At 57.0% G+C, this 24,613-nt stretch carries 16 protein-coding genes; 14 read left to right on the top strand and 2 right to left on the bottom strand.

Annotation, left to right across the window (positions count from 1 at the left end; translation table 11 throughout):
* Positions 1–11 precede the first annotated feature (11 nt).
* The 10 genes from PEL01S_RS18205 to PEL01S_RS18160 all read left to right on the top strand — a co-directional run bounded on the left by PEL01S_RS18205 (position 12) and on the right by PEL01S_RS18160 (position 14,420).
* Positions 12–635, top strand: a complete 624-nt coding sequence (locus tag PEL01S_RS18205; protein WP_063184134.1) for a CIS tube protein — start codon at positions 12–14, stop codon at positions 633–635.
* A gap of 48 nt (positions 636–683) precedes the next feature.
* On the top strand, positions 684–1,775 hold the full coding sequence (locus tag PEL01S_RS18200) for a phage late control D family protein (protein WP_108530940.1): 1,092 nt from the start codon (positions 684–686) through the stop codon (positions 1,773–1,775).
* A 1-nt stretch (position 1,776) separates the two neighbouring features.
* Positions 1,777–2,508, top strand: a complete 732-nt coding sequence (locus tag PEL01S_RS18195) for a phage baseplate assembly protein V (protein ID WP_127461311.1) — start codon at positions 1,777–1,779, stop codon at positions 2,506–2,508.
* 21 nt (positions 2,509–2,529) lie between these two features.
* Complete coding sequence (locus tag PEL01S_RS18190; protein ID WP_010500507.1) at positions 2,530–2,928, top strand: GPW/gp25 family protein; 399 nt, start codon at positions 2,530–2,532, stop codon at positions 2,926–2,928.
* A gap of 36 nt (positions 2,929–2,964) precedes the next feature.
* Positions 2,965–6,018, top strand: coding sequence for a putative baseplate assembly protein (locus tag PEL01S_RS18185; protein ID WP_127461310.1), 3,054 nt, complete (start codon positions 2,965–2,967; stop codon positions 6,016–6,018).
* A gap of 20 nt (positions 6,019–6,038) precedes the next feature.
* Entirely contained in the window at positions 6,039–8,294 is a 2,256-nt protein-coding gene (locus PEL01S_RS18180) for a putative baseplate assembly protein (RefSeq protein WP_127461309.1), read from the top strand.
* Positions 8,295–8,311: 17 nt separating this feature from the next.
* On the top strand, positions 8,312–10,381 hold the full coding sequence (locus PEL01S_RS18175; protein WP_127461308.1) for a phage tail protein: 2,070 nt from the start codon (positions 8,312–8,314) through the stop codon (positions 10,379–10,381).
* A 28-nt stretch (positions 10,382–10,409) separates the two neighbouring features.
* Positions 10,410–12,104 carry a hypothetical protein gene (locus PEL01S_RS18170; protein WP_127461307.1) on the top strand — a complete coding sequence of 565 codons (1,695 nt, stop codon included), beginning with the start codon at positions 10,410–10,412 and terminating at the stop codon, positions 12,102–12,104.
* A gap of 119 nt (positions 12,105–12,223) precedes the next feature.
* Complete coding sequence (locus tag PEL01S_RS18165) at positions 12,224–13,801, top strand: hypothetical protein (RefSeq protein ID WP_127461306.1); 1,578 nt, start codon at positions 12,224–12,226, stop codon at positions 13,799–13,801.
* 82 nt (positions 13,802–13,883) lie between these two features.
* A complete protein-coding gene (locus PEL01S_RS18160; protein ID WP_063184125.1) occupies positions 13,884–14,420 on the top strand; it encodes a DinB family protein in 537 nt (178 codons plus the stop codon).
* Positions 14,421–14,480: 60 nt separating this feature from the next.
* Here PEL01S_RS18160 and PEL01S_RS18155 read toward each other — a convergent pair whose 3' ends face one another.
* Positions 14,481–16,004 carry an MORN repeat-containing protein gene (locus PEL01S_RS18155; protein ID WP_063184124.1) on the bottom strand — a complete coding sequence of 508 codons (1,524 nt, stop codon included), beginning with the start codon at positions 16,002–16,004 and terminating at the stop codon, positions 14,481–14,483.
* Between the two features lie 15 nt (positions 16,005–16,019).
* Positions 16,020–16,406 carry a DUF4280 domain-containing protein gene (locus PEL01S_RS18150; protein WP_063184123.1) on the bottom strand — a complete coding sequence of 129 codons (387 nt, stop codon included), beginning with the start codon at positions 16,404–16,406 and terminating at the stop codon, positions 16,020–16,022.
* Positions 16,407–16,612: 206 nt separating this feature from the next.
* Here PEL01S_RS18150 and PEL01S_RS18145 point away from each other — a divergent pair, with 206 nt between their 5' ends.
* From PEL01S_RS18145 to pdxR, 4 genes are all read left to right on the top strand, one after another.
* The gene (locus PEL01S_RS18145) at positions 16,613–18,340 is read left to right on the top strand and encodes a TolC family protein (protein ID WP_127461305.1); all 1,728 of its coding nucleotides are present in this window, start codon (positions 16,613–16,615) and stop codon (positions 18,338–18,340) included.
* Between the two features lie 2 nt (positions 18,341–18,342).
* Entirely contained in the window at positions 18,343–20,139 is a 1,797-nt protein-coding gene (locus tag PEL01S_RS18140; protein WP_063184121.1) for a copper amine oxidase N-terminal domain-containing protein, read from the top strand.
* Positions 20,140–20,156: 17 nt separating this feature from the next.
* Positions 20,157–22,913 carry an adenylate/guanylate cyclase domain-containing protein gene (locus PEL01S_RS18135; protein ID WP_127461304.1) on the top strand — a complete coding sequence of 919 codons (2,757 nt, stop codon included), beginning with the start codon at positions 20,157–20,159 and terminating at the stop codon, positions 22,911–22,913.
* Positions 22,914–23,106: 193 nt separating this feature from the next.
* Positions 23,107–24,546, top strand: coding sequence for a MocR-like pyridoxine biosynthesis transcription factor PdxR (pdxR, locus tag PEL01S_RS18130; RefSeq protein WP_127461303.1), 1,440 nt, complete (start codon positions 23,107–23,109; stop codon positions 24,544–24,546).
* Positions 24,547–24,613 lie beyond the last annotated feature (67 nt).

The following is a 24,613-nucleotide window of genomic DNA, read 5'->3' as shown; positions in this document are numbered from 1 at the left end:
GGTGGGACGGCATGGCTTTAACGAAAGCGAAAATTATTGTGGAAGGCAGCAGCCGGCAGGAAATCGAGGTGCTTTTTAACCCGAAGGAATACCAGGTGGAGTCGTCCAACAAATTTGTGTGGCAGATGATTCCCGGCTTGAATGCGCCGATTACCCAGTTTGTGAGCGGGGAAGCAACGACGCTGTCGATGGACCTGTTCTTCGACAGCTATGAGAAAGGCACGGATGTCCGCGCCCACACTTCGAAAGTGGTTAAGCTGCTCGATGTGGATAAAGATTTGCACGCGCCGCCGCCATGCCGTTTTGTATGGGGGTCCTTGAATTTTAAAGGCATTGTCGAAAAGGTTTCGCAAAAATTTACAATGTTTCTCGATTCCGGGATACCGGTACGAGCTACGCTTCGTGTGACGTTCAAGGCCGTCATGAGCATGAAAGAGCAGTTCCAGCATATTCCCCGCCAGTCCGCCGACCGCACGAAGCAAAAGCTGTTCAACCAAGGCGACCAGCTGTGGATGATTGCTGCTCAAGAATATGAAAATCCCGGACTATGGCGCGAAATTGCCAGAGCGAACAAGATCGACAATCCCAGGCATATCGAAGCCGGACGAAGACTGATCGTTCCGAGGCTGGAGTAGCCGCTGCCATCGTCCTGCCAATACATAACGAAGAAAGGGGAATGGTCTATGTCGCTGGAAACCAAGACGTATACGTTTGACGAGTTGGAAAACAAATACCGGAATTTCTACGCACCCGCCTACGAGATTTATATCGACGGCTCCAATATTGTCACCGAAAGCATGGCCATTCCCTCCATCACCGTCACGACAAGCGTCGAACCTAAAGCAAACTACGTGGATTTTTCCGTGAAAAATGCTTACGATATCGTCAAGCGCGATTTCAAATGGCTTGCCGAGTACTTTGTCCTGGGGAAAACGCTGGAAGTGAAGATGGGCTATACGGACAAGCTGAAAACGGTATTTTACGGGATCATCACTTCCGTTACCGCCGATTATCCCGCACAGGGCCATCCGACCCTCCGGGTAAAGGGCATGGACAAGTCGACGCTGATGATGAAAGGCTCGAAGGCCGGCTATTGGATCGACAAAAAGTACAGCGATGTAGCCAAGGAGATCGGCCAAAAATATGTGCCCAAAGTGATCGTCGACGATACGCAAACCGTAATCGGCACGATCGACCAAAAAGGAATGAGCGACTATAAATTTCTCAGGTATTTGGCGCTGATGTGCAATTACGACTTTTTTCTCGTAGGTAAAACGATGTATTTCCGCAAGCCGCTTACGGGGACTTCCAGCGTGCTGACCTTAAGCTACGGCCAAAATTTGCGCAGCTTTGCCACCGATATGAACCTTGCCGATCAGATTACCAAAGTGACGGTGCGCGGTTGGGACGACAAGCAGCAGAAGCCAATCGTCGCTTCGGCGACCGAGATCACCAAGCTTGGCTCCGGCTCCAAGACGGGCAAAGATTTGCTGAAAACGCATGGCGAGTTCGAGGAAAATATCGGCGCGAATGTCGATTCCGTGGAAGAGGCGAAAGCGAAGGCGGAGGCGGTTATGAATGAGCGGGCCATGAAGCTGGTTTCCGGACATGGCGAAACCATCGGCCTGCCTGAAATTTGCGCGGGCCGGTATATCAAGCTGGAGGGACTGGGTAAGGTCCTCAATCAACCTTACTATATTACGTCCTCCACGCACCGGATCGACGCCTCCGGGTATACGACGACTTTTAAAGTTCAAGGAAATGCGGTGGGCTGACATGAACGAGTTTCCTTTTCCATTAAATCCGAACGAAGCGCTGGAATCACTGACGCCGAAGATCAACGGCGTGATGGTGGCTGTCGTAACGGACAACAAGGACCCGGAAAACCTGGCCCGGGTCAAGCTGAAGCTCCCTCTCCGCGAAGGAGAAACAGAAACCGATTGGACCCGGATCGCCACGCTGATGGCCGGGAAAGACCGCGGTACGCTATTCATTCCGGAGGTGGGAGACGAGGTGCTGGTGGCGTTTCATCTCGGGGAGGCCCGGCAGCCTTATGTAATCGGCACGCTGTGGAATAAGAAGGACCCTTCTCCCGAAGGGAAGAACGACAAGAATGACGTGCGCAAATTCAAGTCGCGGTCGGGCCATGAGCTGATTTTTGACGATAACGACGCGGAGGGCAAGATCACGGTCAAGACTCAAAAAGGCCAGATCATCGAGCTGCTGGATAAGGAAAGCTCGGTCACCATCGCCGATTCCAGCGGAAACCATTCCATTGTCATTCAAGGCGGGTCCGCGAATGAAATCAAGATCAAATCGAGCACCTCAGTCATCACGATGAATGCCAAGGGCGATATCCAGATCGAAAGCAGCAAGCAAATTACCGTCAAATCGACCCAGGTCAACATCGAGGCTTCCGCGAGTTTGGCGCTGAAAGGCAGCGCCTCTGTCGATATCCAATCGGACGGGGTCGTCAATATTAAGGGCAGCCTGGTCAAAATCAACTAATCGGCCAAGGGAGGCGCACGGGTGAAGTCGTTTTTGGGCAGAGGATGGAAATTTCCCGTCGAAGTGGACGAGGTGACCGGCCGCATCAAAATGTCCGAATATGAAGAGGACATCGCGGAAGCGATCCGCATTATTGTTTGGACCGCCAAAGGAGAGCGTGTTATGCGGCCGGATTTCGGCTGCGGCGTGGAGCGCTTTCTGTTCGGCTCGACGGATGAGACGACGATGCATCTGCTGGAGTCGGACATCGCGGAAGCGATCCGCATCTGGGAGCCTCGGGTGCACGAAGTCGAAGTCCGGGCGGAGCCGGATACGGACGATCCCGGCAAAGTGATGATCCGCATCCAGTACGAGGTCCGATCGACGAACAACTTATTTAATCAGGTGTATCCGTTCTATATTCATGAAGGCACGAAATGAGCAGCCGAATAGGCTGGGAAAGGAGGCGGTTCACGGATGCGGGTTCCTCCGATCGATGCCAGGGATGTCCCGGCGTTGATTCGACAAATGCAGGAGATGACACCTTTTTATACACCCGAATGGAGATTCACGCCGGAGGACCCCGATCCGGGAACGGCTTTGTTTCTTCTGTTCGCGCGGATGCTTGGGGACAATATCTCCAGGCTCAATCAAGTGCCGCATAAAAATTTCGTCGCTTTCCTCAATATGCTGGATGTGTCCCAGCAGTCCTCACTTCCGGCCAAGAGCTACCTGACCTTTTATTTAAGCGAGGGAGCGCAGGAGACCGTTCCGGTGCCAAAAGGCACGAAGGTGGCCGGAACGCCCCCGGAAGGCGGAGAACCGGTCATCTTCGAAACGGCGCATTCCGTCATGGTTACGCCCGCACGGCTTACAGACATGTACAATGTCAGCGTCCGCCACGACCGGATCGTCCGGCTTGACTCTCCCTCAGGAGAGGAGAAGCCGGCGGCGCTGTTCCGGTTCGGGACGGAAGGCGACGTGCAAGAGCACAGCCTGCTTCTGAAGCACGATCATTTGTTCAGGCTGAACCATGGAGCGAGAATCGAGCTGGAGCTGACGCATTCGTTGAAACGATTCAAAGAGGCTGCCTTATCGAAACGTTTGGCGGACAACGGGGTGGTGACGTGGAGCTACTTCTCGGGCGGGGCTTGGGTTCCGTTCGATGAGGCGGAAAGCCGGGGAAACCGGTTGATTTTGACCAAACGTAAGCTTGCTCCTTGGGAAGAAACGGAGCTGGAGGAAGGTGCAGGAAGATGGCTGCGGTGCAAGGTTCGTTCGCTCGGCGCAGCTTCGGGTACTCCGGATCTGGCAGAGCTGGAGCTGGATGGACTGCGCATCAAGGCGGATTATGCGGATCTGCACGGAGATGGCGGAATCGCGCCGGAGCGTATGTATTTCGGCGATATCCAGATCGATTCGGGCGGCGGCTATCCGTTCGGCGATCTGTTCGCGCCGTTCGGGACGTTTTATGCCGCCTGCGAGGAACCGCTCAGCAAACGGGGCGGTAAAATAACGGTCAGCTTCCGTTTATCGCGTAGAGAGCACCGGCTAATCCCGGAGAAGCCGCCGCACATCGACTGGAAACCGATTATGAAGAAAAAAGACGTGGACAAGGTCGATATCCCCGATCAAGTTTCGATCACCCGCGTCGTATGGGAATATTGGAACGGTTCGGCCTGGGTGAGGCTGCCTGTTCCGGCAGCGGCGGAAACGTTGTTTTATCATCCTGTGGAGGGTCACGCGGAGTTTGCCTTCGTATGTCCGGCCGATCTGGAGCAGACGTTCGTCAATTCGGAATGGAACTATTGGATTCGCGCGCGGATTTTGCATATTGAGCATTTGTATTCGGCCAACCCGCTCTATTTGTCCCCCTGGATTGAGCAGGTCCGGCTGAAATACGCTTACGACGAGCCGCTCTACCCGCCTGAAGCGTGCTGGACCCGCAACAATGCGGAGGGCCGGGACTGCTCCGGACAAACTGGAGGCAGCGGTCGTCCCTTTGCTCCTTTCCGGCTGCCGGAGGGCGGCAAGCCAGCCGTTTACTTCGGTTTTGACCGGGCCCACGTCCGCGGACCGATCAGTCTATATTTTTCCGTGCTGATGCAAAAAGCGGCGTCCGGCGACATCCCGCTGATCGAGTGGGAGTATGGGGCGGGGGAAGGAAGCTGGCGTCCCTTGAAGACGACGGACGGCACGAACGGGTTTACGCAAAGCGGGACGGTTCTTTTTTATTCGCCAGCCGATTTGGCGGAGCTTCGGATGTGGGGCCGGGACCGGTATTGGATTCGCGTGGTGAACAAGGACGCGAGGTTCGATTCGGACAGCCCGTCGAGCCCTTGTCCGCTCATCTTGGGGGTTCATTTGAACACGGTGGCGGCGATCCAGCAGGAGACGGTCGAACAGGAAACGCCGCAAACAGCCGCCGCTGATGATTTCCCGGACGAGGCGTCCGCCGTCGTCCTGGCCCGCACGCCGGTTGTCTCGGAGGAAGTGTGGGTGGACGAAACCGGGCATTTGGCCAAGGAAGAGCTGGCCGAGTTGGAGCTCGCTGAAGGACGGGCGGACATCGTGCGCGATTCGGAAGGGCAAGTGCTGAAGTGCTGGGCCCGCTACGAGCCGGTGGCGAATTTCCTCGCTTCGGGTCCGTCCGACCGGCATTACCGGATAGATCGTTCGACCGGCCGGATTTATTTTGGGGACGGGATTCACGGGAAGCGTCTACCGAACTCGGATATCGAACGGATCAAGGTGAACTACAAAACCGGCGGGGGAGAACGGGGAAATTTGGACCGGCTGGCGATCAACCAGCTTCAAACGTCCATTGCCTTCATCCAGAGCGTCGTGAACCATGAGCCCGCTTCCGGCGGCTGCGAGCCCGAATCGCTGCAGGAGGCGCTGAAACGCGGACCGCAGTTGGTCAAGCACCGGGGGCGCGCGGTGACCGCGGAAGATTATGAGTGGCTTGCGCGGGAAGCTTATCCGGGCATCGGCAAGGTGAAATGCCTGCCTGGGCGCAACGTTCGCATGGAGAAAGAGATGGGCTGCGTCACGCTGGTCGTCCTGCCGAAATCGGGCTTTCACGATGGCCCTCCTTTTATCGAGCTGAAGAAGCGGATCGAGGGCTATCTCCGGGAGCGCGCAGCTTATCCGACGGCTTTTCCGGGCAGCATTCAAGTGATCGGGCCCGCCCGGCTGGAGATCGGCGTGCAAGCGGTATTGGCCGTAAATAGCATGGAGGAAGCGGCTGCGGCTGAAAGTCAGGCGCTGAGTAAAATCGGCCGGTTCCTGCATCCGCTGGTTGGGGGCTTGAACGGAAACGGGTGGGAAATCGGCAAGCCGCTGCACCTGTCCATGTTCTACGCACTGCTGAAATCCATCGGGTCGATTCATCACGTCGACCGTCTGATCATAACGATAACGAAGCTGGAGAACGGAGTGCGCACGGAGCTGCTGCCGGAGAACATGTCCCTGATTCCGCACGGCATCGTCACCGAAGGCATCCATAAGCTGGCTATCGAGATCGTGTAAGGGACAGGAGGGGAACAAGCATGCTCAAGCTGCCGAATTTGGATGATCGAATGTACGAACACATGGTCGAAGCGGCTCGGAAGCAAATCCCTGCGCTTTATCCGGCATGGACCGACGAGAACGCGCATGATCCGGGCATGACGATGCTCGAAATGCTCACTTGGCTTATCGAGATGCAGCAGTATTACTTAAACCGGGTCACCGAAGCCAACGAACGGAAATTTCTCAAGCTGCTTGGCGTAATGCCCCGGGGGGCGGTGCCGGCTTCGGTGGAAGTTCAATTCGAAGGCGTCGCCGCGAAATCCAAGCTTCCCCGCGGAACCAAGCTATCGGCGGGCGGGCTGATCTTCGAGACGGCGGAGCCGCTCCTGCTCGTTCCTGCCGTCCCGGACAAGCTGATTGTCGCGACCGACGCCGGTTATTTCGACTATACCGCCTCCAACGAGGGGCGCAACGTATCGTTTCCGGCATTCGGGGCCAAGGGGGAAGCGGGCAGCCGATTGTACATCGGGTTTGCCGAGCCGCTGCCAACGAATCAACTGCTTACCCTGTCCATTCGGTTATATGAGAACTACCCTATCGTTCCGGTTCAGGACTCCGAAGGAGAGCGCATTCCTTCGGCCATCCTGGAATGGCGGATGTTCGGCGACGGCGGAGAGGACCGTCCCCCGGACTGGCGGCCGGTCGATTTGCGGCGGGACGAGACGAACCATTTGTCGCAAAACGGCAAGCTGTTATTCCGGCTGGAGTGGCCTATGCAGCCAAAAGTCATCGGGCCGGCGACGGACCGGGAGCGGTACTGGATCTGCTGCGAGGTCGTCGAAGCGGGATTTGAGCTGCCGCCCAAGATCGAACACGTGGCGTTCAATGCGGTGACCGCCTTCCAGCACGACACATGGAGTCTGATGGAGGAGTTCGACTGGGACGGACGGAGCGGACAAGGACAATCGCTGGAAATCAGCCATTATTTGGCTTTTTTTGGCGCGGTGCGGATTCAAGTGCGCACCGAGGCCCAAGGGGAGTGGGAGGAATGGAGCGAGGCCGGCGTTCTGCCGTCTGAGGTCCCGGAGGATAAAAGGAAAGTTTACGCTTTAAGCCGAAACGATGAGAGCAAGACGGTTCGGATCGCTTTTGGGGAAGATGCAGGCGGACACGCGCCGCAGGACGGCATCGGACGGGTAAGGGTCATTTGCCATAGCGGGCGATTTCGCGATCAGCGGCGAATCGGCACCGGAAACGGGCTGCCTCATCAGCGCTGCGAGCTTCCCCGCGCTTCCGTCGTCGCCGAAGCGTTCCGGCTTCAAATCGGAGAAAAGGATCCCGTATCCGGCGAATGGCTATGGTATGACTGGCATCGGGTCGACGACTTCGACCGGTCGGGTCCGGACGACCGGCATTTCCTTCTCGACCCGCTGACCGGCATCGTTCTCTTCGGAGACAACGAGAAAGGGATGGCGCCTCCGCCTTCTGACGAGCCGAACATCGTCGTGATTTCCCTTCGTTCGACCGAAGGCGTGTCCGGGAATATTAACGCCGCCTTGATTCAACGTTTCGCCGAGCCGTGGCCGGAGGTGGAGCTTGTGCGCCCCGTGAACCGGACGGTCGCTGCGGGCGGCCGCGCTCCGGAAACGCTGGAGGAGGCCAAGCTGCGAGCGAGAACGGAGCTGCAGCAGCCCGCAACCGCCGTGACGGCGGAGGACGTGGAGCGGATCGTGCTGAATACGCCGGGACTTCGTGTGGCCAGAGCGCGGGCGCTGCCTTTATTCCGCAAAGGGCTGAAGCAGTACCCTGCGGACCGGTCGCCGGCGGCCCTTTCCGTCGTGGTGGTGCCCTACAGCGAATCGCCGAAGCCGATGCCGAGCCGCGGATTTATGGAAACCGTGAGACGGCATTTGGACAAGCGGCGGATGATTACGACGGACATTCAAATTTTGCCGCCGGAATATATTGAGATTAGCGTGCATGCCGTTATTGTGGTAGAGCCTTCGTTCAAGGATGAAACGAACATCGTCATCCGGGAGCTGACCCAATTGCTTCAGCCTTTCGACAACAAGGACGGAATGAGCGGCTGGGCTTTCGGTCGGACCGTGTACAAGGGAGACATTTACGGCGTCATCAATCGGATTCGAGGGGTCAGCTACATTCAGGACTTATGGATTTCGGCGGAAGGCAGAGGATTTCATAAGGATGCCGACGGCGATATTCAAATCCCGCCGTACGGGCTCGTATATTCCGGGGAGCATGACATCGAATTGATCAGCTTGACCGAGCTGTAATTAAGGGGGGCGGGCGCATGATGGGACCTTTCCGTTTTTTTTCGCTGAACAAGCCGTCGGATTGGAAACGGGGAATGACCTGTAACGTCAACATCGATTCCGCCGGAATTGCGCTTAAGCAAACGAAGCAGTACGGCATTTCCGTGAAAATTTCACTGGCGGAATGGGAAGGCGGAGGGCCCGGAGTGATTGCGGATATAGCTCCGGGCCGGCAGGACCGCATCTATTTGCTCGATGAGTCCGCTGCCCTGTGGCTGTACGATCCGGATAACCGCCATCTGGAACCGCTGCTTCGCGAAGGACACGGCACCTTCACCTCCTTCGCTTACTTGGCTGCCGTAGGAGATACGGTGCTGGCCGCAGATCCCTATGCCGATACGCCGCTTATTGCCTTTCATGCCGGCAACAGCCAAGCGGTATGGAGTTACAGCGACTACCGCGGGGAAAGCTTGTATCCCTTGGGCGCAAGCCAGGCGGGCGGGCAGTTCCTGGTGTTTGCCATAGTGGATAGCGACAGGCTCGTCTTATTAAGGCTTGGTTCCTCGGGCCAACTGCTGGCGGAAACGGAGATCGATACGGATCGGGTGTTCCCTAACGGAATGGAAGCGTTACGGGGTCGGTTTCAACTCGCCGGGATGGAGGACGGGACCGTCTGGCTGCTGGATACCGGGACAGGGCGGTTGCTTCGCCTGCCCGATGGCAGTGAGCCGGAGTGGTTCAACGAAGCCGTCCGGCAGCCGAGGCCTTCGGGCATCGCGATGGACGGACGCGGAGGCTTGTTTATCGGGGATGCCTCGGGCGAAGCGGCCGGTAACAACCAACATTCCCTGCTCTTGGCCGAAATGTCCGGAGAGGCATGCACCGTTCGGCCGATCGCTTCGTACCACGGGCGGTCCGACAAGCTGCTGATGAATGCGAGCGGACAGCTTTATGCCTGGAACCGTACCGAAGAAACCGTCACCGTGCTGCAGCTGTTGCCCCGCACGAATTCCTGCGGGAACGGCCGCTACGAAGGTACGTGGATCTCCTGCTCTCTGGACAGTACTCATAGCGAGAATGAGTGGCACAAGGCGGTGCTGGATGCGGATATCGAAGAGGGATTGCAGCTGCGGCTGTCCTGGTTTGCCTCCGACCGTAAAACGGTGACGCTCGGAGGACGCGTGTTGGATCTGGATCAATATATTGCCGATCCGACCGTTCCGGCCGAGGAGAAGCTGGATGCTTTGAAACCGTTGTGGACGCATACGTTAACGAATCCGAAGGATGCGCTGCTGGTGTTGGCGAAAGGGCGCTACTTGTGGCTGAAGCTGGAGTGGATCGGCAGCGAAACGGCTTCCCCGCTGCTTCGCAGGCTTCGCATTTACGATCCGCGCATGTCCTATTTATCTTATCTTCCGGCCGTGTATCAGGAGGACGAGAAGAGCCGGAGCTTTCTGGAGCGATATTTATCGCTGTTCGCCACCTTTATGGAGGAGACGGACGAGATGATCGCCGGAATTGCCCGCTTTTTCGACCCGGATGCGACAGACGGCCCTTACCTGCGGTGGCTTGCCTCGTGGCTGGGGCTATCGCCGGATGAGCATTGGACGGAACAGCAGCTGCGATTGTGGATGCGCGAAGCCCCCGACTTATACCGGTTCCGTGGAACCCGGGCGGCCATATCGCGGATGGTGGAGATTTACACGGGCGAGGCGCCGATGATTATCGAGCATTTTCAAATCCGGCACTTGCTGGAAAATGCCGAGTTCCGCGAAACCGCGAGCCGGCTCTACAGCGACGATCCTTACACGTTCTGCGTTGTGGTGAAGCCGGAGCATGCCGCTTCGGATAAACAGAAATATGTGCTGCAGCAGCTGCTGGACGCCCAGAAGCCCGTCTTCACGGAGGCCAAGCTGGTTGTGCTGCAGCCGTGGATGAATATAGATATGCATACGTATCTCGGCATCAATACGACCTTGGCCGAGCCGTCTTGGTTGAAGCTGGACCGGCACGCCACCTTGCCTTATCATACGGTGCTGATCGATGTGGAGCGCGACAACCGCATGGACATTCATACGAGACTCGGTCTCGATTCGGAGCTTGAATAACATTAAATGATGAAAGAGGAAGCGGAGCATGAAAAAGTCCAGGTTTTTTCCGTTTGAACGCAACCGGTACTTTTACGGCAAGCTGCTGACGGTCCGAGATTTCGAATCCGAGCAAAAATATTTCAACGACAAGCGGCGTCTGTTGAACCGGCTGCTGTTCGGAAGCGGCGTAGTGGCGGGCTTGCAGGTGGTTGCGGTGGACGACAAGTCGGTATCGGTACAGTCCGGGCTCGCGCTGGACGGCCTCGGGCGGGAAATTACCGTCTCCTCGCCGGTCACGCTCAAGCTCTCGATGATGGAGGGCTTCAACAATAACGACTACGCCAAAAACGTATACCTCTGCATCGCGTATGACGAGAAGGGCAAGGAGCCCGTACATGCGGTGGTGAACAGCTCGGCCCGCCCGGATGAGATCAGCGAATATAACCGGGTGGTGGAAGGGTACCGCTTGTTCATCCGGGAAAACGCGCCGGAGCCCGCGCAATTCGAGTGGAACGAATTTGCGCTGGCGACCGCGGTCCTGTACGATGACGGGCACGTTCGGGTGCTGCAAACCGTGCCTCGTTACGTGACGGAGGGCGAGACGTTCGAAGCCCGGCTCCGGGTCGAGAAAACGCTGCAAACGCCGCCGATTACATTCGAATACGAGCCGCTCGGCGGGCTTTTTCCATTGGCGGAGGACCCCGGTTGTTCAACCGCCGGCAAAATCCGGATCGATGTGCCTGCGGATAATAAATCGGACGATTTCGTTGTCCAGTGGCCGGTAAGGGCAGCCGGGAGCGCGGGGGACAAAGGAGATTTCGGTTCGAAGCCCGGCACGGCCGTTCTCACGATCGGCGACCGGCGTATTCAGGTGGAATCCGCTTGTTCGCAGACGATTGAAATTGTCGCGGATACGGAAGAGAAGCTATGGGAGGCTTATGCCGCCCGATCAATGGACGAGGCGCTGGGCTCGCCGGCGGAGCCGGAGGTCGTGCTGGCCAAAATCAGCCTGCTGCAGATGGGCCCAAGCTACGTCATCGACCATGTGACGCCGCTGCCGTTTAACGAGCTGATCGCGAGTTCGCCTCTTTTGGGCATCCTGGCAAGGCGAACAGGCAGCAGCTTGCCGGGCGGCGGGAGCGACAGGGCGGCCTTTACGGCCGGTGCCTCCGTACGGCAGCTGGAAGCGGACGAGCCGCCGCAGTTCTCTGTCGACTATCGGGCGGACAAAGGCCATTTTGACTTCACGTTAGGACTGCCGCAGCAGAGGTCCGCCCAAGATGAGATCAGCAGCGGCGTCGTAGACCTTCCTCTGGCCGGGGGGATCGTCAAAAGCGGCATGATTTCGTTCGGCAAGCAGGAGCGGAGCTATTATACGGATGAGATCAGCCACGGTCTTGGACCGGGGCAGGTGATGGTTACGGTCGGCCTGGAGGTTGCCGATAACGATATGATTCCGGATCTTTTGAATGTGAACGAGAGCGTATTTTACGGGGCTTCCGACGTGTTTCAGGGAAGCGATTACGATATCGGTCTGCCGAAAGTATCCGTAGGGACCGTCGTCTATCCGCGAAGGGGAACGTTTCGGATCGGGCTGAAGCTGCTGTCTCCGGCCGAAGGCGCGAGCTTGCGTTTGAGATGGTGGGCGGTGCGCAGCAGTAAGGATACGGCGCAACAGGCGGCGGCAACCGATCTGTCCTTCTCCGAGCGTGAAGCGGCAGCTGGGACGGACAGTAAATAAGCGGCGCGCTCGACGGATCGCAGACAAAGCCCCGGTGAAGGAGGCGCCAGGATTCAGGGAATAAGACCTCCCGAACGGCGGAGGATTGCATCCAACAGCGAGAAAGTGAGGAAGCTCCAATGCCCATTCGTCCGACGATTGCACACAGAACAGCCGACCCTGCAGCGGAATACGATCAAGTCGGGACCCGAACGGGAGCCGGGTCTATGCTTCCGCCCCTGCAAGCGATGATGCAGCTCCAGAGAAGCTTGGGGAACCAGGCGGTCTTGCAGCTTATGGGGAAGAAAGGGGAAGCTTCCGACACGTCCAAGAAAGGAACGAAAAGGAAAAAATCAAAAGACGAAGACGATACGGAACAGAAAAAAAAGAAAAAGAAAGTGATCAAGTCTAAAAAGCTGAGTGAAGAAGAACGGAAGCAGCAGCAATCGGCATTGGCCAAAAGACGTTTGGAGCAGAAGAAGGCATTTTTCAAGAGAGTCAAAGCTAAATTAAATGACGGTTTAACCGACTCCAAATGGGAAAATTCGAACGTAAGCCTGGCCGCCGGGGAAATTCACAAGGTCCCTGTGAAGTTTGCAGATACGGCTGAGAAAAATGCGGGATCGGATCAAGAGCACGTCAGCGTCAACGACTTGTACAATAATAATGCGGCATCCTTGATTCCGCCGAAAAGCTATGAGAACAACCGGACAGATCAGGTGCTGCGCTGGATATCCTCCGCCTTCTACTTCAAGCTAAAAGGGAAGACCCAAGAGGTACAAGCCGGACTGTTCGACGACGACCGGGTTTATCTCGCAGCGAATGAGAATCGGAATAAGCGACACTTCGTCAGGAAAAACAAAAAGGAAAAGGTGGATGAGACCGGGCTAAGCACGAAGGAATTGTTGGAGAACATTGTGCAGGAGTACGAAGAAACCGAAGCCGAAAAATTCCCCAAAATGCTTCCGGAAGTGAAGGAACGAGTGGTCCGGCATTTGGAAAAAATCAAGGCGCGTCTCTTGCAGGATGAGCTGCCGGAGGAATACGCCCATTTGTCGGATGCTCTCGACGCCAAGCCGATCGTTGCGATGGTAGCGGAGAAGCAGGGCAAGAAGAACGTGGACCTCCATGCAGAGCGGCGGATCAAAAAGCATTTGAACGATGACGAGAAGTTTAGAGCGGGGCATGTGAAGGGCTTGAAGCGTCCTTGCTTAATCTGCATGATGGCTAACTACGGAGAGTACAAGGCCGGCAACGACGACTGGATGGACAAATGCCCTCACATTCCGGAGCGCAGCGGCCCGGGATGGTTGAGCGAGGCGGCAACACACGGATACGATATCGAAACGAATGCGGATATGATTAACAGGCTCATCCCGAGAACGTACGCCAGTATTCCGAAGTCGGAAAAAGAAAAGATGGACGAGGACTCGGATTACGTTCCCAGCTTCTCTTACAACATCGATACCGACTCGGAGTCGGATGTGGAAGAGTCCGAGCTCGAGGACGAAATGGACGAGGAGGACGAAGACGAACGGAGAGCTGCGGCGGGAGAGGAAGAAATTTTCTTGATGGATGAAGAGGAACAGGGTTTTGCCATGGATGAGGAAGAGGAACAAGGATTCGCGATGGAGGAAGAAGGAAAGAGCTTTTTCACGGATGAGGATGAATGGGCGGACGATGAGCAGGAAGACGATATACGTTCTCGACGAAGGTAATCGGAGAACGCAAGCGGTTGTTTGCGAATAATAAAAGTAATGAGCACTTGTACCAAAAAAACAGATACAGAGGTGTACAGCTATGCTGGAGATCGTAAAGAACGTGCTCGAAGACATGGATAAGCAGCTCTATCGCATTATAAAGAGCCTGGATCATCTCGATGATGATTTGATTTGGAAAAAGCTGAAGGCTTCGACAAACAGTATCGGAAATCTTTGCTTGCATTTAGCAGGAAACGAATATCAAAATTTCGTAAGTGCAATCGGTAACAAACCGTTCATTAGGGAACGCTCCCGACGAGAGTTTGATCCCAAGGGCGGTATGACTAGGGATGAATTGAAAAATCTTCTTTTGAGAACACGGTCCGAATCGACCAGTACATTATCAACCTTATCCGAGGACGATTTAAAAAGGGAAGTCACAATCCGGTATACTCTAGAGGATTGGAATAACATGCATCGAGTTGATGCGTCGGATGACGAAACCTATGATGTAAGAGTCATTAGACTTCTGCTGATTCAGGTTGCTGCACATTACGGTTATCATGCAGGTCAAATTGTGCTGCTCTCCAAATTACTGAAAGATATGGATGACAACATAACCGGTCAGTACCATTAATCATTGAACTATCGGAAGATGATAGTTCAATGGCAGTCTAGCCAAGCGGAGAAAGGCGGGCTAGTGCTTCGTTTTCTCCGCTTTTTGGCCGCCGGATACTTCCAGTTCTTTCAGCGTATGGACGGGGCTATAAAGGAAACGGTAAACATACGAATCGGCGATATAAATGTCTCTCCGTTCGTCCGGCGATACGCCGAGGCTTGTTTTTGCCAGCAGGGTTTGCTTCGGATCGTCCTTGACGAGCTTGCGGTAACGCTCTTCAAAGCTCGCCGCCAAAGCTTCGATCGTATCCGGGTCGGTCAGCTTCACAGCCGCAATATAGGTGGTTTGAGGGTCGGACTCCGATAATTTCACGGTAAACGCCATCCGGTAATTGCGATAGCTCATCAGCAGCTCCGGCGTTCCGTCGGGGGTGTCGACGACGGTGGTTTCCGGTGCTTTGCCCAGCAGCTCTTCGATTTTGGCCCCGGTCATCCCCAGAAAGGCGGTATAATCCGGTTGGCCTTGCCGAAAGAAACCAACATATGTCGGCTTTCCGTCCTTGCCGAGCAGCTGCCCCAATCCGTCGTACAGTCCGCCGGCGAACCTTCCTTTATAAAGCGGCTGGCCGTTTTCGGAGAAGGCCTCTCCGGTCCCGCTGTACACGCCGGTGACAAAGTCCCCGCTGTATTTCGGGTTGCCGTTTTCGTAATAGGCTTGTCCCGTTCCGCTGTACCGGCCTGCCATAAATGCCCCTTTATACTTGGCCGATCCCGTTCCGAAATACTCCGTGCCTTCGCCGGAGTACAAGCCGTTGGTGAATCCGCCTTCGTAAAGGACCGCGCCCGATTCGGAGAGCAGCTTGCCCGCGCCGTTATATTTTCCCGCCAGGAACTGTCCCTGGTACTTCACGGCGCCAGCGGAGTAATATTCGGTACCGTCTCCCGCGTAGAGGCCGCCTGTGAAGCTTCCTTCGTACATGACTTTGCCGTTCTCGTCGAACGCCTTGCCTTTTCCTGCGGGGATGCCTGCTTGAAACTCGCCAAGGTAGCGGATTTTGCCGTTCGGGTGGAACAGAGTGCCCGTGCCCGAATATAGCCCTTCGGCAAAGGCTCCGCGGTAGAGCAGCGTGCCGTCGGGACCGAGCTCTTCGCCGGATGCAAGCTGGCCTTTGTCGAACTCCCCCTGCCGGTTAAGCTTTCCCTTGGGATCGTACAGCTTCCCGGGGCCTTGAAAGACGCCGTCCTTCAGCTCCCCTTCGTATTTGAACCAGCCAGCCTGATCGAATACTTTGGCTTTGCCGGTATAGGTGAGAGGGGTTCCGGTCTTCTCATGAAAGGTTGGCACGAATCCGAACATACGGCTCACGAAGGCCGGGGGCTTGATCCAGATAAAATACACGAGCGCCAGCAGGACCAGCGCCACAATAACGATCAGCTTCTTTTGCACATAGTAATTGCCGATCGGCACGTAGCTTTGCTTGGTGACTTCTTTGGCGGTCAGAATCGTTTTGCAGGCGTCGGCCGCCTTCTTGACCGCCAGCTTCGGCAGAGCGGCCGTTTGCTTCAGCGGCGCGATAAACGGCTTAATCATCGGTTCAATCACTACTTGTCGCTCCTTCTATGGCACTTGAATGGTCGCTTGGCCGGGAACTGCGATCTCGATCAACCCGCCCCAGGAACAGACGAGCTTCGAGCTGTTGTTCAGGGCAGGCATATTGCCGATAAGAACGGTCGGAGAGCCTGGCGCCCATGGCGCGGCGGTTACGGGCACGCAGGGCATGGGGGTCATGACGCCGAATTTGGCCGCCGTGGCCGCAGCGACCTGCGGATTGGCCATGGAGCTGCACATGCCGAAAGGCAGCACGTTGACCATCGGCTTGTTGTCCATAATATTGGCAATCGGCATGGAGGTTGTGACCCGGTTCGCCGGCAATATCTGAAGGGAAGCCGGCGCATTGCCGAAGCTGCACCGGATCATCGCCCCTCCGCATACAAGTTGTCCCATCTTGCCGCACCTCTTTTTATTTTGGTAAGTTCCATGCTTTGCTTCGTTACTTTCATACTACTATACTCGCCTGAAGCAGGCAACGAAAGTTCGACATTTTTAGAACAAAATGGATGTGTCGGTTTGGAAGTTTATAGTAGTATGGAAGCATAGTGGGAAAAAAGAATGGCGAATCGTGTCGATACGGATAGGCGGGAGTGGATTCTTTGAGAAAGCTGCAAAAAGGAGCCGTCGCTTTTGTGGCAGCGGCGGTGATCGTACAAGCATTGATGCCCTCAGGTGCGCTGGCGGAAGAGCGGCGAATTACGCTGGAGGAAGCGTTAAAGCTGGCTGCGGCGGAGTCGGGGGAGCTTGCGCAATCCCGCCTCCAGGTTCAAGCCAAGACGATAGAGCTGACGCAAGCGCAGGGTGCCGTAACGAATCAGAGCGAAAAAGACAGCAGCCTGCTTGCTAAGCCGCACAGCTTATCCCAAGATTTGGGCATCGGTCTTAAGGTTCCGGAAGCGCGCAAGGTGCTGGGCGAGGCCAAGCGGGAGCTGTCGAGCAAGGAGCTGCAGCTGCGCTCGGAGGTGGAGAAGCTGTTTTTCACGATGCTTCAGGCGGCGGATAACGCAGCGCTGCTGGAGCAAAAGTGGGCGCAGGCCCAAAAACGGTTGACCACGCTGGAGACGAAGCTGAAGTTCGGAGCTGCCGGACAAGAAGAGGCGGATAAGCAGAAGGAAGCTCTGGATCGCGCGCAATCCGAGCTGAAGGTCGCCCGGTTGGCGCTCAAATCGGCCAAGCTGCAGCTCGGGGAGAAGCTGGGCATCGATCCCGAATCGGCGTTCACGGCGGCGTCGAAGCCCGATTACGTCGTGCTTACGCAGGAGCAACTATGGAAGTTTGTCGCTCATGCGGAGAAGCTTGATTTCGAGCTGTATAAAGATACGGAAACCCGCAAAATGGCCGAGGAAAAGGTCCATCTGACGCGCAAGCTGTACTCCGCCAAATTCGGTGAGAAGGACATGCGGCTGATCGAAGCGATGTACTCTACTCCGGCGATGGATTACGAGCTGTTTATGGCGAACTACGACAGCCTGCTCGGAGAGATCAAGCGGAAGTGGGAGGGGATTTTCCTGATCCCGGTTCCTATTGTTCCGATCATATTGCCTATACCGAAAGTCGTGCTGCAAGGGGAATATGATGGGCTTCGTTATTTCGACGACGAGCCGTACTCGCTTCCGGTGTCGATGCTGGAGGCGGACAAAGCCCGGCTGAAGGAGCAGGACACCCGCAAAAAGCTGATCAACAAAGTGAAAAAGTCGTACCTCGACGCCAAGACGGCCGAGGAAGCTTACGCGCAGGCGTTAAAGCTGGTTGACACGCGAAAAACCGAGCTGGAAGCGGCAAGCAAAAAACACGCCGTTGGCTGGATCAAGGATGACGAATTCGAGAAAGCGAGCCAGGCTTCGGAAGAAGCGCAGAAGGCAGCGATAGCTGGGTACTACGCTTACAAGAGCGCCTTGTCGGCGCTGAACGTCGTTTCCGCAGGCGCGCTCGATTCGGCCTGGAAGCCGGGCACGCTTCCTTATCTGGCTATTGACGACGGCCTGGAGCCGATCAAGGAGCAGCCGTCCGAACCGGGCGGAGGACGTACCTTTAGCGGAAAATGGACCGTGAAAGACGCGGTCGAAGGCGTCACCGGAGAGTTGACCGTCCAAGTGCCGAAGGAGCTGGGCGCAACCGCGTTTGCGCTGCTCACGAAGGACGGTCGTCCGATCGGCGGCAAAGTTCCACTGGACGGAAAGCTGGTGCATTTGAATGTCGTCTTTGCCGATATGAGCGGGTTGAAGGTGCAGTTCTACAAAGATGCCGAGGTGATCGCGGAAGCCGTTCCGGACGGGTACGGTTCTTCGGGGGCGCTGCCGGTCACGCTTAAAGGAAAAGGGGAGTAGCCATGCGCGGTCCAAACGGCACAACATGGATTGCCGCCGCATTCGCGCTTGCGGTCGCGCTGACCGGAGGGGCTTTGCCGGCAGACGCCAAGCTGCCGCCGGAAGCGGCGGACAAGCCGGGGTATCTGATCGTCGGAACGTATCTCATCCATAAAGATGCGCTGACGAAGCAAACTTTCGCGGCCGCGAAGACGACGATGAAGGCGTCCGGGCAAGGGACGTATTACAAGTCGGAGTTTGCGGACGGGGCATGGTTCGACTTGTCCCGCAGCGTGGAATTCCGGGACATCGCCGACCCGAAGGGGAAGAAGGCGGTATCGGCCGCCTTGATCGAGCAGCTTAAGCTGGAGATCTGGATCGACGGTCAAGGCGAAATACACAGCCTGCTGCCGGCAGACGAGCTCTCCAAGCGGGTCGAACAGCTGAAGAAGGAGGCGGACAAGCTGAAGAAGGACAGCCAGACCGCCGTAGAGGACAACAAGCCGAACGCCGCGACGCAGCAGTCGCTGGAGCAGAACCGCCTCGAAGCGGGCGCAGCTTTTCTCGAGGCGCTGGCCGGCGGAAATCAGGAGGAAGCGAGCAAGCTGCTTGGACGAATGGGCGATCCTCTGGAGGCGCTGGCCGACCTGCAGACAAAAGCCAGCGCGTTGGGGGACACGCTCGGCGAGGAGCGGAAGAAGCTGGAGGTGCAGCTGAAGCAGGCGGAGGCGGCAGGGGACACGAAGCTCGCGGAGGAGCTGCAAGCGAAGCTGAAAGCTTCGGAGGCCGCCGCAGGTCCCCTCGGGCAGCCTAAGGATGCTGCGGCCGCCGCCGTCGCGCTTGAAGCGCTTAAGGCGAAGCAGGCGGAGCTGGAGCAGTTGGCCGGAGCGGCCGCGAAGTCCGGCAATGCGAAGCTGACCGCGGAGCTGCAGGCGCAGGCTGCGGCCAATCAAGCGGCCTTGGAGGCGGAGAAGCGGGAGCTAAAAGCACTGTCGACAGCGGAGCTGACCAAGCAGGCCGCTGCACTGGCGAAGCAGCTGACCGAGGCGTCGGCTGCCAAGGATACTGCCTCGGAAGCGAAGCTGCTGGCGCAGTGGGCCGGCGTGGAGGCGCAGCGGAAAGCGATCGACAGCGGACTGGCGGAAAAGCGGGAGTCGTTGGAAGAAGCGATGGCGAAGCTGGAAACCGCCGTGAGCGGTCAGAACGGGACAGCGAAGCAGGAGCTGGAAGCGACGCTGGCGACGTTGCGGAAGCAGTGGACCGGCGCGAAGAAACGGGAGCTGCTTCTTCAATTGAATCTCGTCGAATCCGTCACAGGAGAAGCGGCGGGTAAGGTCGCTTCGGAGCTGATCACCGAGCTGAAGGCTTTGGAGAAAAGCCTGTATACCGCGGACGAATACAAGGCGTTGGAGCAGTTGGCAGAGCAGATTAGCACGGCGTCGGTCGGTCAAGTCGTCCCTCTGCCGCTGGAAAACCTATTGACGGATACCGTGTCCCTGAAGTTTGAGATGCCGCCCGTACGGATCGGCGGGGCCGCTTATATCCATATCCGCCCCGTATCCGAGGCGTTCGGCGCGCTCGTGGTCTGGAACGACGAAGACCAGACGGTCACGATCAGTAAAGCCGGAGCGGTTCTGTTCTGCCGTGTGGACCGACCGGAAGCTTATCTTAACGGAACGCCCGTAACGCTTGATTCCCCTCCGCGGCTCGTCGAAGGAAGAACGATGGTTCCTCTGCGATTTGTAGCCGAAGGTCTGGGGCTTGGCGTGACTTGGCATGAGCCGTCTGCGACCATTCGGATCGACGGCTTCGGCGAATAGAGGAGAAACGATAGCGGATGAACAAGAAATTCATTCTTTTACTGCTTTCCGCAGCCATTGTATTGACGGGCTGGGGGCTATACCGCACGGCGGGGCAAGGCGTCGCTCTGCTTCCTTGGGACCGCTCCTTGGCGTTCGAAGGCATCTTCAAGGTGACCGCGGATTCGGCAGACCGTTTGTATTTTATCGGCAAATCCAAGCGCACGATTATTAAAACGGACAAGGACGGCAGCATTTTGTACACCCACTCGGTAAGCAAGAACGTATCGGGCGGAATGAACCAATATAACGGCTTGGCGGCCGACGACGAAGGCAATGTCTATGTGCTGAATACACGGCTCGATCCGTACGGCCTGTACGTGACCGGGGAGAACATCGTCAAAATCAGCGCGGATGGAAGCAGTGTCCGCACATTGGCCGAATACCGCTACGACACCCTTTCCGAACCGATGCTTCGCGTCGGGAAGATCCGGTCGTTGACGGTGCAGGACAACCGGCTGTACTACTACATTTTGAACGACAATTCCGTCATTCTGCATGCGCTGCCTTTGAACGGCGGCACCGGCGAGGAAGTATTCCGTACGACGCTGCCGGCGGGCGAATTGTCGGCCGATGCGGCGGGCATAAGTCCGGAGGGCCGATTTTACTCGACGAAAAAAGACCGGATATTCCAGGTTCTACCGAATGGAGACTCCCGCTTGGTGTATCCGCTGCCGGGAATGGACAGAACGGCCCGCGACATTGCCTTGTCCTTGCGGGTCGATCCGCAGCACCGTCTTGTGTTTATCAACGAGCAGTTGAACGATATCAGCCGGCTTGATCCGCAGGAGCCGTACATCGTAGAATCGCTGCTGAACCAGCAGCTTTTTGACAAAGCCGGTTATGGCAAGCTGGGAACGCTGCTGCACGTCTATGCATCGCCTAACGGCGGCATTTTTGCCGCGACCGAGAACCAGTTCGTGAAGAGGGACCGGAACGGGTCGATCACGCAGTCTTTTTCATCCTTTGCCAATACGGCGGGAGACACAGCCTTGGGCTACTTATTCTGGTTCCTTGCGCTGGTGGAGCTGGCGCTGGTCATTTGGCTGCACCGGTTCGTTTACGTTCATATGCTGGACCGGAAGGTGCCGCTGATGCTCAAGTTCCTGATCGCCTTTGTGCCGATTGTCGTCGTTTCCATGCTCTGGCTGTCGGAGGCGGTTTACCAGAGAGTGTCGGAGAAGCTGGAGCATGAGGTAGAAAATAACTTCCTGCTCGTTGCCGCCGGAAGCAATTATTTCGTCAAAGGTGACGAATTGGAGAAGCTGAACTCTCCGCTGGATTATATGAACGGCGATTACCGCACGATTCGCAGCAGTTTATCGGCCCTGTTCGGGTCCTTGGGCGGCAAACGCGAGGGGCAGTATACGACCTTATACAAGCTGGAGAATGGGGAGCTGTTTATCGTCATGGATGATGACAGCAGCGTGCCGATGTTCCGGCCGATGGAGCTGACGCCGGATTACCGGCAGGTCATCGAGACGGGGAAGGCGGTTACCGGCTCGACGGACGACTCCAGAGGGTATTGGATTTATGCGCTCAGTCCCGTGTACAACTCCTCCGGGAAAATGGTCGGGGTGTATGAAACGGGCAAGGACGCGAACGGCCTCAGGGAGCATAATCAGGACTTAAAGCTGGTCATCATCCGCAATATGGGACTGATCACGCTGGTTATTTTGCTTTTATTCAGCGCGATCGCCTTGTCGATCTCGATCTCGATCCGCCGATTGCGTGCCAGTGTCAACGAGATTGCGGGCGGGAAATGGGAGGCGACCGTCGATATCCGTTCGCGGGACGAGCTTGCGGACTTGGGTGACCGCTTCAACATGATGGCGATCCATATCCGGAATTACATCGGTGAAATCACCAGCTTCAGCGAGGCTTACTACCGCTTTGTCCCGCAGCAGTTTCTGAAGTTTATCGGCAAAAAGAGCATTGTGGACGTGCATCTGGGCGATCAGGTGCAGCAGGAGATGTGCATTCTGGTTTCGAATATGCGGGACTTTTACCGGTTTTCGCGCGATCTGACGCCGGAGCAAAATTTCAACCTGATTAATGCTTATTTGAAAAGATTCGGTCCGGTTATCCGCCATCAGGAGGGCTTCGTCAGCAAATATTTGGGCGCCGGCTTTCTGGCGTTGTTTCCGGCGCAAGCCGATCGGGCCTTGAAAGCGGCGACGGAGATGAGAAAGGCGCTCGAACAATATAACGACGAGCGGACAAGCGCCGGCAAAGCGCCGATCGATATGGGAGTCGCCATTCATCACGGCCCGGTGATGCTAGGGGTCATCGGGGAGGAAAAGCGGATGGAGGGAGGAGTCATTTCCGAGCATGTGAACCGGACGGAGCAGCTCGAAGCTCTGACCGACAAGCTCGGGGTGTCCGTCCTGATCACGGAGGCGTTTTACAAGCAGCTTGCAGATCCCGCGGAATTTTCCATCCGCTCGCTCGGGCGGGTGCTTCCGTACGGCGAGGATCGCGCGGTACGGCTCTACGATGTTTATGAAGGGGACCGGGCCGAGGTGCGGAAGTTGAAGGAGGAGACCCGGGCTGCCTTTGAAGCGGCCGTTGAATGGTATCAGAACGGGCGATTTTACGATGCCCGCGAGGCGTTCCTCCAAATCATCAGGCGCAACCGCTGGGATCAAGCGGCCCGGCTGTATTTTTACCTGTGCGACGACTACTTCCAGAACGGGGCGCCTGCCGATTGGGATGGCACGTTGACTTTGAGCTGATCGCATAGGCGGGATTCGGGTTTATATATTGGGACAATTGTAAGGCAAGGGAGACGCAGTACAGAGACGGCGGGCATAGGAGCCCGGCCGTTTCTTTTTGTTACATTGACAATGCAAAATCATCCATTTAGACTTTTTTTATTGGTCCACTTAAGGAAGACGAACCTTCCGGCTTGAAAGGATGATATCCGAAATGCACTTTCACATCGCTTACCATGCCTATCTTGAGAGATATCCAACGAAGCTTTTGGCGCTCTACCATGCGCTGCACGACGGGGTAACCGGAGGGGTTCTCGCCTACGGGCTGCGGCTTCCGTCGACCCGGGAGCTGGCCGGGCTGTACGGGCTCTCGCGCGGGACGGTCAATCAGGTGTACGAGATGCTGGCCTCTGAAGGCTATCTCCAATGCCGGACCGGAAGCGGCACCTACGTCGCTTTCCGCAAGGAGGAGCAGGGCGGCGCGGGAGCGGCCCGTCCGGAAGCGTCGTACCGCTTGTCGGCTTGGGGGGAGCGGCTCGAATCGGCTTCGCCCCGCGGACGCATGGTGCCGCGGGCGGTCGTCGATTTCGACTGCTTCGCGCCGGACCTTGACGCTTTTCCCCGCGAGGCGTGGAACCGCTGCCTGTACGCCGCGGTGCGCGAGCTGACCGCCTCCGGCGCGGGCCGCGGGGACTGCCCGCCGCAAGGCTATGCGCCGCTGCGCGAAGGCATCGCCCGCTATCTGCGCCGTGCCCGCGGCATCGCCGTAGAGGCCGGGCATATCGCCGTCACGGGCGGCTCGATGCAGGCGCTTGCGCTGCTCGCGCAGCTGCTGGTCGAACCGGGCGAACCGGCTGTCGCCGAGACGCCGGGCTACGCTGGCATCCGCCGGGCCATCCGGGCCGCCGGAGGACAGTGCATCGACGCAGCGGTCGATGCACAGGGCATCGTGCCCGCGGACTGGGAGGCGCGGGCGCTGTTCGTGACGCCGACGCGGCAGTTTCCGACGGGGGCGGTGCTGAGCCTGGAGCGGCGGCAGGCGCTGCTGCGGTGGGCGTATGAGCGCGAAGCCGTCATCGTCGAAGACGATTACGACAGCGAGTTCCGCCACCGCGGCAAAAGCCTGGAGCCGCTCAAGACGCTTGACCGCGAGGAGCGCGTCGTCTACGTCGGCAGCTTCACCAAAACGCTGCTTCCTGACGTCCGCATCGGCTATGCGGTGCTGCCGCCTTCGCTCGTGCAGCCTTTCGTCCGCGCTCAGGCGCTGTATGAGCCGCACCCGGCCAACCTGCTGGAGCAAAAAGCGCTGGCCGCTTTTATGGCTTCCGGGGAGTATGAGCGGCATCTGCGGCGGATGAAGCGGATCTACAGCCGCAAGTTTGCCTTGTTCATGCACATGCTCACAAACGAATTGTCGGATCGGTTCCGGTTTGTCGAAAGCGACGCGGGACTTCATATTTTCGGCTGGTGGCTAGGGACGGAAAGCGAATACCTGGATTACCGGGCAGCCTGCGAGACCCGCGGCGTCCGTTGGTCGGAAGCGCGGGTCGAGACGGAAGCGGGAGTAAAATACGGGGCGTACTTCAATTTTCCGCATTTGTCCGAGGAGCAGCTCAGACAGGGTATGGAAGGGATGAGTCTCAAGACCTTATAATTAACAAAATCTTCATATGGTGCTATATCATCCCTTAACAAAACTTTGCTAAGCTAGGACAGTATGA

It is taken from the genome of Paenibacillus elgii NBRC 100335 (assembly GCF_004000865.1).
Lineage (GTDB): Bacteria > Bacillota > Bacilli > Paenibacillales > NBRC-103111 > Paenibacillus_G > Paenibacillus_G elgii.
The sequence above is the reverse complement of the archived record's forward strand: the minus strand, read 5'-3'. Positions and strand labels throughout refer to the sequence as shown.

Excerpts from the sequence above, each read along its gene's own strand:
- PEL01S_RS18165 (WP_127461306.1), top strand. The coding sequence starts at position 12,224 with ATGCCCATTCGTCCGACGATTGCACACAGAACAGCCGACCCTGCAGCG.
- PEL01S_RS18200 (WP_108530940.1), top strand. The coding sequence starts at position 684 with ATGTCGCTGGAAACCAAGACGTATACGTTTGACGAGTTGGAAAACAAA.
- PEL01S_RS18185 (WP_127461310.1), top strand. The coding sequence starts at position 2,965 with ATGCGGGTTCCTCCGATCGATGCCAGGGATGTCCCGGCGTTGATTCGA.
- PEL01S_RS18195 (WP_127461311.1), top strand. The coding sequence starts at position 1,777 with ATGAACGAGTTTCCTTTTCCATTAAATCCGAACGAAGCGCTGGAATCA.
- pdxR (WP_127461303.1), top strand. The coding sequence starts at position 23,107 with ATGCACTTTCACATCGCTTACCATGCCTATCTTGAGAGATATCCAACG.
- PEL01S_RS18135 (WP_127461304.1), top strand. The coding sequence starts at position 20,157 with ATGAACAAGAAATTCATTCTTTTACTGCTTTCCGCAGCCATTGTATTG.
- PEL01S_RS18180 (WP_127461309.1), top strand. The coding sequence starts at position 6,039 with ATGCTCAAGCTGCCGAATTTGGATGATCGAATGTACGAACACATGGTC.
- PEL01S_RS18150 (WP_063184123.1), bottom strand. The coding sequence starts at position 16,406 with ATGGGACAACTTGTATGCGGAGGGGCGATGATCCGGTGCAGCTTCGGC.
- PEL01S_RS18140 (WP_063184121.1), top strand. The coding sequence starts at position 18,343 with ATGCGCGGTCCAAACGGCACAACATGGATTGCCGCCGCATTCGCGCTT.
- PEL01S_RS18160 (WP_063184125.1), top strand. The coding sequence starts at position 13,884 with ATGCTGGAGATCGTAAAGAACGTGCTCGAAGACATGGATAAGCAGCTC.
- PEL01S_RS18170 (WP_127461307.1), top strand. The coding sequence starts at position 10,410 with ATGAAAAAGTCCAGGTTTTTTCCGTTTGAACGCAACCGGTACTTTTAC.
- PEL01S_RS18205 (WP_063184134.1), top strand. The coding sequence starts at position 12 with ATGGCTTTAACGAAAGCGAAAATTATTGTGGAAGGCAGCAGCCGGCAG.
- PEL01S_RS18175 (WP_127461308.1), top strand. The coding sequence starts at position 8,312 with ATGATGGGACCTTTCCGTTTTTTTTCGCTGAACAAGCCGTCGGATTGG.